The organism is Stieleria tagensis, from assembly GCF_024129865.1.
In the GTDB taxonomy this organism is placed as follows: domain Bacteria; phylum Planctomycetota; class Planctomycetia; order Pirellulales; family Pirellulaceae; genus Stieleria; species Stieleria tagensis.
The window spans coordinates 54,513-61,605 of the sequence record NZ_JAMYFE010000111.1; the positions used below are offsets into that span (position 1 = coordinate 54,513).

At 57.0% G+C, this 7,093-nt stretch carries 5 protein-coding genes; 2 read left to right on the forward strand and 3 right to left on the reverse strand.

What is annotated here, in order from left to right:
- Positions 1–14: 14 nt before the first annotated feature.
- From NHH03_RS23790 to NHH03_RS23800, 3 genes are all read right to left on the reverse strand, one after another.
- Positions 15–1,367, reverse strand: coding sequence for a DUF58 domain-containing protein (locus tag NHH03_RS23790; RefSeq protein WP_253160440.1), 1,353 nt, complete (start codon positions 1,365–1,367; stop codon positions 15–17).
- Positions 1,368–1,430: 63 nt separating this feature from the next.
- Positions 1,431–2,393 (reverse strand): ABC transporter permease subunit, encoded by a 963-nt coding sequence (locus tag NHH03_RS23795; protein WP_253160442.1) that lies wholly within the window; start codon positions 2,391–2,393, stop codon positions 1,431–1,433.
- Complete coding sequence (locus NHH03_RS23800) at positions 2,393–3,424, reverse strand: ABC transporter ATP-binding protein (protein WP_253160445.1); 1,032 nt, start codon at positions 3,422–3,424, stop codon at positions 2,393–2,395. The genes NHH03_RS23795 and NHH03_RS23800 overlap by 1 nt, the downstream gene beginning before the upstream one ends.
- A gap of 302 nt (positions 3,425–3,726) precedes the next feature.
- Between NHH03_RS23800 and argJ the strand changes: the two genes are divergently transcribed.
- Both argJ and ligA read left to right on the forward strand, forming a co-directional pair.
- A complete protein-coding gene (argJ, locus tag NHH03_RS23805) occupies positions 3,727–4,917 on the forward strand; it encodes a bifunctional glutamate N-acetyltransferase/amino-acid acetyltransferase ArgJ (protein ID WP_253160446.1) in 1,191 nt (396 codons plus the stop codon).
- Positions 4,918–4,925: 8 nt separating this feature from the next.
- The gene (gene ligA / locus NHH03_RS23810; RefSeq protein ID WP_253160448.1) at positions 4,926–6,989 is read left to right on the forward strand and encodes an NAD-dependent DNA ligase LigA; all 2,064 of its coding nucleotides are present in this window, start codon (positions 4,926–4,928) and stop codon (positions 6,987–6,989) included.
- The last annotated feature ends 104 nt before the right edge of the window (positions 6,990–7,093 follow it).

A 7,093-nucleotide genomic window follows, 5' to 3' on the forward strand; every position in this document is an offset into this window, starting at 1 on the left:
GGTTTTCGCGTTTTTTACGCCGTTCGCAGATTCACTTGGCGACAAACGTCGCGGATCGAGTCCTGGTCACGCAAATAGAACGTGGGAATATTGGCACCTATGAGTGGACCAGCCGCGGCGCTGTAATCATTGATGTCATAGGCGTTGATAATCGCAGCCACCGCTTTGCCACGCCGAGCAAATCCGATCAACATCGCCAGCGTTTCGGGGCTTGCTTTCTGGAAAATCGCAATCAACGTCGTCTCGTTGCTGATCCGCGACTCCGTTTCAGCCAACAACTCTCCCATTGTCATCCCATCACTGCGTTCCAGTCGCGCCAATGTGGTTCGCAACTGTTGTAGATGCACCGCCCCCCGACCAACATCCAAGACAACCGGTCGCAACCGATCGTTCTTGTCCAGCATGGTCGCTGACTGGCGGGCCTGATCACGAATTCGGTGGTCCCCAACCCAACCGTCGGTGCGAATTCGATCCGCCGCGTCGCGGCCGTTGCTGATCAGCGCAAACGGTTGCGATTGATCGTGCAATGAATTCGCGATCGACGCTGCGGCCGTGATTGCCAGATCGGTTCGAATCGGTTCTTGTTGTGACGGGTTGGTCGCCACATGCATATCCAGTACCAACGTCGCGCCGGCAATCGATGTCGGCTCATAGACTTTGCTATGGAGTACTCCGGTCCGCGCGGTCGCCGCCCAATGCACACGCCGCATCGGGTCGCCGGGTTCCCAACGCCGAATCCCTCGCAACCGCGTGGGATCCTCCATCACGTTGTCTCGCATTCGAATCTCACCCAGCGGACGTCGAGATGCGATTTCATAGTCAGACATCTCCAACATCTTTGGCAACACCGTCAAATACTGTGGTGTCGTCCCGACTCGGTAACGCCGGTACAGTCCCATCAAATCCCCAGTCTCCAACACGGTCGGACCGATTTGAAAATAGCCCCGGCGGTTACAGCGGATCGTGTAGTTCAATTCGCTGCTCTGGCCGGGCCAGAGCAACAGCACCGCAACCCGATCCCCCTCGATCTCCAATGTCGGTGGCGTGTGAATCGTGGCCCAACGCGGCACCAGGTCCTCGACCAACACCCAGAACACCGGGATCCGGCTGACATTGGTCACAGTGACTTTGAATTCCAGCGACTGACCAACCTTCAATTCCCGGTCGCCGCCGTCACGGGTCGCGACAGTGCACTGCGCCCAGGTATTGGCCAAAAACCGATTCAAGAAAATCACCGTCGCGGCAACGATCGCCGCCAACACCCACAATGAGGCACCAAACACGAGTCCCGTCAGCAAGACCGCGGCGATCCCGGCAAGCATCGAAAACCCGACTCCGGGTGCAGCACGATTGGTCTGGTCATTCATGCCCACATCATATCCCAACCCGCCAGTCCCGGCGGCAACCCCCAGGCCAATCGGGTGCTTGCCCTAAAGGGGCGCGGGCAAATCTCGACGTTGAAACAGATAGACGGCGGCCAAATAGCAAACGATTCCCATCACGATCAACAGCCCCGGGTACACCAATGGCGGAAACATTGAATCCGGCATCGCCGCGCGCAAACTCCATGGCGAAAGCTGCGCCGGCTTCATCGCCAACTCGGTCAGCTGTTGAGGACGGTAGCAATTGAAGAACGACATCGATTTTAACCAGCTCAACGATTCCGCTGCCTTACCCAATCCAAACATCACCAATTGCAGCACATAGATCGCCATCACTAATCCGATCGTCCGCCATCGGTATCGATCCAAACTGCTTAGCAGCGTGGAAAGTCCCAGCAAGAAAAAACCAAACGCAAACAGGTTGAACGTTGCCGAGGCAAACATCGACGCATCGACACGCTCGGACAACGCAAACGCCTCCGTCTGAGGCTCGCCCATCGGCAGCGGCATCTGCCAGCCAAAAATGGGAATCTGAACACTGGGCGCGGGGATCGTTTCTTCAATCGTGGTCGTAGTGATTCCGACCCCAATGCCCGCCCAAACCATCAAACACAGCGCAGCTAATCCTCCCACCGCAACCACAGCATGGGACCACAACAGTTGGGCGCGGCTGATCGGCTGCGACAGCACCATTTCCATGGTCCCGCGACCGAGTTCCCCGCTGACCACATCGCTGCCGCGTGACAAACACCAAATCACCGTGCACAAAATCACCATCGGTTCGTCGTAGGTCATTCCGACGCGCCCCTGATAGGTAAACAGCGTGTCAAAACTGACCGGAGCAAATTTTTCGAAGTCCCGAAACTGCTCTAGAATCGTTTGGAATTGCCCCATGTCCAGCAAACTGACCACCCAGACGCGCACCCAGGCAAACGCGAACAACGCGGCGGCAAGCGGCCAAAACAGAAAGGTTGCTTGTTTCAAATAGCTGTTGATTAACACTCGGTCCATCACGCCGTGACTCCCGATGGGTTGGGGGCCACGTCAGCGCGCGAATCCGCAATAGGCAGACTGCGCGGATCCGGCAATGTGTCGCGATGCACCGAATCATAGATCGCGCGCAGCCCCAACGGTTCGATCCGCATCCGTTGCAGCCCCAGCGATCCGATCCACTCCAGCATTGGTGCCAGATCACCGGCGGTGTCGATGCGAATGGCTCTGACATTTGTCGACGGACGAGCATCAACCGCTGTCACCACAACGTTCTCTCGCAACTCCACCGGAATTTGATCCGTGATCGTCGACACGTCGCACCGCTCATCCGACGGCAAGTCGGCCCAGATTCGATGCCGTTGGAAAAGATCCGCCATTTCCAACTCGCGCACCAGTTTGCCACGTCGTAAAAAGCAGACCCGGTTGCACGTCTCTTCGATTTCACTCATCACATGCGACGACAGCATGATCGTTCTTCCCGCGCGGGCGGCTTGCTGAACTAATTCCAGCACGGTCGCACGGACGGATGGGTCCAGGTTTGCGGTCGGTTCATCGAGAATCAACAGCGGAGTGACCGGAGCCAAGACGACGGCCAACGCTAATTTTTGACGCATCCCGGTGGACATCAATCCCACAAAACGCCGCGTGTCCAACTCCAGCGCCTCGGCAATCTCGCGACTGCGCGACAGATCGCCTAACGGATGAATGTCAGCGAAAAACCGCAATACCCCGTCGCCACGCAAATGCCTAGGCAAACGCGCATCACCAGGCAGATAAGCGACCTGGCGGTGGACCGCGACCGAATCACGTTGTGGGTCATAACCACACACCGATACGCTGCCGCTGGTACGCTGCAGAAAACCCATCACCAATCGAATCAATGTCGTCTTTCCCGCACCATTTGGCCCCAGCAAGCCGAACACATCGCCCGGCTGAATGTCTAAACTGCAATCCGCCAACGCATTGAAACTGCCATAGCGTTTTCCCAGCGATCGCAGCTGCACAATCGCCTCGGGTTGTGGACAGTCCGGATCGTCCGTGTCGGTCATGGTCACGCAGTAGCAGGAAGAAAGAGTCAATGAATGAAGTAAAGCGTCAGCAAGCGTGTTTCAATCAATCTCGCAGCCGAACCTGCATTAGACGACAAGCCGACTGCTCAGGCGAGCGGGCATCGACCGGTGACCGTGGCAACCGATCACAAAGACGTGCTGCCCAGCTAGCGTTGTGCCAGTCGCCCTGTGCGGAGTATTGTGTGCCGCGGTCAAACCGTCAAAACTATCTGCACCAAAATCCTGCTGCTTAAAACCTCCTCCCGAGTGCCTTTCGGGGTAACTCGTCCAGCCAAAACGCCATGACATCATCGCCTCTGCCTTCGGGATTCCAATTCGCCGGAGTAGCCTGCGGAATCAAACCCAGTGGAAAACCGGACCTCTCACTGATCGTGGGTGACCGTCCGTTGGTCAGCGCCGGCGTTTACACCCAGAACCAAATCGTTGCGGCTCCCGTCCAATGGTGTCGTGCCCGCACCCCCAGCGACTCGATTCGGGCGGTCGTCACCAACAGCGGCAATGCCAACGCATGCACCGGCGACCAGGGCGAACGCGACGCCGCGGAAATGTGTCGGCACGTCGCTGACCATCTCTCCGTACAGGCCGACAATGTATTGGTGATGAGTACCGGAGTGATCGGTCAACCGATGCCGATGCAACGGGTGCACGCGGGGATCGACAATGCCGCAGGGAAACTGGGCTCGGGAATCGACGACTTTCATGCCGCTGCCGATGCGATTCTGACAACGGACCATGCTCGCAAAGCCGATTGTCGTCAGATCCAAATCAACGGCAATCCGGTGCACCTCGCTGCAATGGCCAAAGGAGCCGGCATGATCGCACCGAACATGGCCACGATGCTGGGCGTTGTGATGACCGACGCCGTCTTGAGTCCCGAACAAGCTCAACGGATCTTGCGCGTTGCGGCTGAGGAAAGTTTTAATCGGGTCAGCGTGGATGGTCACACCAGCACCAATGACACACTGCTGTTGCTCGCCAGCGGTGCCAGCGAAGTCTGTATCGATGAACAGAATGAAGCGGCGTTCGTCTCCGAGCTGACCAAGCTGTGTGTCAAACTCGCGCGGCAACTGGTGGCCGATGGCGAAGGATCCACTCACGTCATCAAGATCCAGGTGTCCGGAGCCGAAAACGACCGCGACGCGGACGTGATCGCTCGCACCATTGGTGCCAGCCCGCTGGTGAAAACCGCGATCACCGGCGGTGATCCCAATTGGGGGCGAATCGTCTCCGCAGCCGGTTATGCGGATGCCAAAATTGATCCCAAACAAACCTCCCTGAAACTAGCCGGCACAGAAATCTATCGCAGCGGCATGCCACTCTCATTCGACGCTCGCGAGCTCAGCCAGACCATGAAATCCAGCGACGATGTCGAACTGGACTTGGTCGTTGGCAGTGGCCCAGGCACCGCCATCCATTGGGCCAGTGATTTGACAACCGATTACGTCCGATTCAACAGTGAATACACCACGTAAACGTCACGATGCCATCGAAATCTACTGCGCAACAACGTGTCGCTGATCTACGCGATGAAATTCGCAATCACGATCACGCCTACTACGTGCTCGCAACACCAACCATCAGTGATCTCCAGTACGATCGCCTGCTGGAAGAACTGCGATCGTTGGAAACGCAACACCCGGAACTGCTATCGGCTGATTCACCCACCCAGCGAATTGGTGACCAACCGGTCGATCACCTGACCCAGGTATCGCACTCGGTACCGATGTTGTCGATCGACAACACCTATAGCCGCGAAGAATTGCAGGCGTATTTCGAACGCACCGAAAAATTGTTGGAAGGCCAGCAGATTCAGTGGGTGATGGAATACAAAATCGATGGCGTCGCGGCATCGGTTCGCTACGAATCCGGCGTGATGACGCAAGCTCTCACGCGTGGCAATGGGACCGTTGGCGACGATATCACGCACAACATCCGCACGGTCCGCGACCTACCGCTGCGGACGACCGGCCCCAGCCCGCCGGCGATCCTGGAGGTGCGTGGTGAAGTCTACATGACCAATGCTGACCTGGCGGACCTGAACGAACGCCAGGTCCAGGCGGGAGCGGAACCGTACAAAAATACCCGCAACGTCACCGCGGGCACGATCCGATTGTTGGATCCAGCCATCGCTGCGGATCGCAATTTGCGATTTTTCTGCCACGGGGTCGGCCAAGCCGACGGGATCAGCGCCAACAACCATATGCAGTTCCTGCAGGAAATCGCCGCGCTGGGGATCCCGATGACTCCCGACGTGCAGCTCTTTCCAGATTCTAAATCAGCGCTCGACGCGGTCGCAGCCCTCGAACTGGCCATGCCGGATCTGGCATTTGAAGTTGATGGAATTGTGTTCAAAGTCAACGACTTTGCCCAACGTGAGCAACTGGGTATGCGCAGCAAGAGTCCGCGCTGGTTGATCGCCTACAAATTTGAACGCTACGAAGCCGTCACGACGCTCAATGACATTAGCGTGCAAGTCGGCAAGACAGGCACGGTCACGCCAGTGGCTCATTTGGAACCGGTCAACATTGCCGACACCACGGTCTCACGAGCCTCGCTGCACAACGCCGACGAAATCAAACGCTTGGATGTCCGTGTCGGTGATGTGGTGGTGGTGGAAAAGGCGGGAAAGATCATTCCCAAGGTCGTGCGAGTGGAAAAGCATGCGCGGAAACAGAATCTCGCCCCCTATCAATTTCCGACTCACTGCCCCGAGTGTCAGACCGAACTGGTGCGCGACGAAGGCGGCGTCTATATCCGTTGCCCCAACCCCCAGTGCCCTGCTCAGTTGAAACAACGACTCGTCTACTTCGGCAGCCGGGCCGGAATGGACATCGACGGACTGGGCGAGGAAGTCGTCGACCTATTACTTGGGCACAATTTGGTGCACAGCTACGCCGACCTGTATCGGCTGACGGTCGATCAACTCGCGTCGCTGGACTGGCTGAAACAACGAAAAGGCAAACAGGGCGAATTGATCGATGTTAAATTTGGCGAACGAAACGCCAAAAAATTGGTTCAAGGGATCGAAAATAGCGGAACGCGAGGGCTGGCCCGAATCTTGTCCTCGATCTCCATCCGTCACATCGGACCTCGCGTCGCCACACTGATCACCGCCAAGCACCATACCCTCGAAAGCCTACGCGGAGCTGCGGTCGAAGACTTGGCTGACATTCACGAGATCGGCGATCGTATCGCGGAGAGCTTGTACGAGTTTTTGCACAGTGATTATGGTAAACGAACGATGGATCAATTCGCCGCCGTTGACGTGCAACTCTCAGACCCAGAACCGCAACCGATCGAAGGCGGACGGTTGCTGGAAGGAAAAACCATTGTCGTCACTGGAACCCTTCACCACTTCAAACGCGATGAAATCAAGCAGCTGATCACTCAACTCGGTGGGCGAGCCTCCGGCAGTGTCAGCAAGAACACTGACTTCTTAGTCGCCGGGGAAAAAGCCGGTAGCAAACTGACCAAAGCCAAAGAGCTAGGAATCGAAGTCATCAGTGAAGCCGATTTCCAAGAGCGGATCCAGCAAACCGGCTGAACGATCTTGCCGTCGTGATTAAACCGCAACCCGATGCGTCAGTTTTGAAGTTGCGCTTTTGCGTGGGGCATTGGTTTTGGGTAACCCGAAGCGTGAGCGAGGGA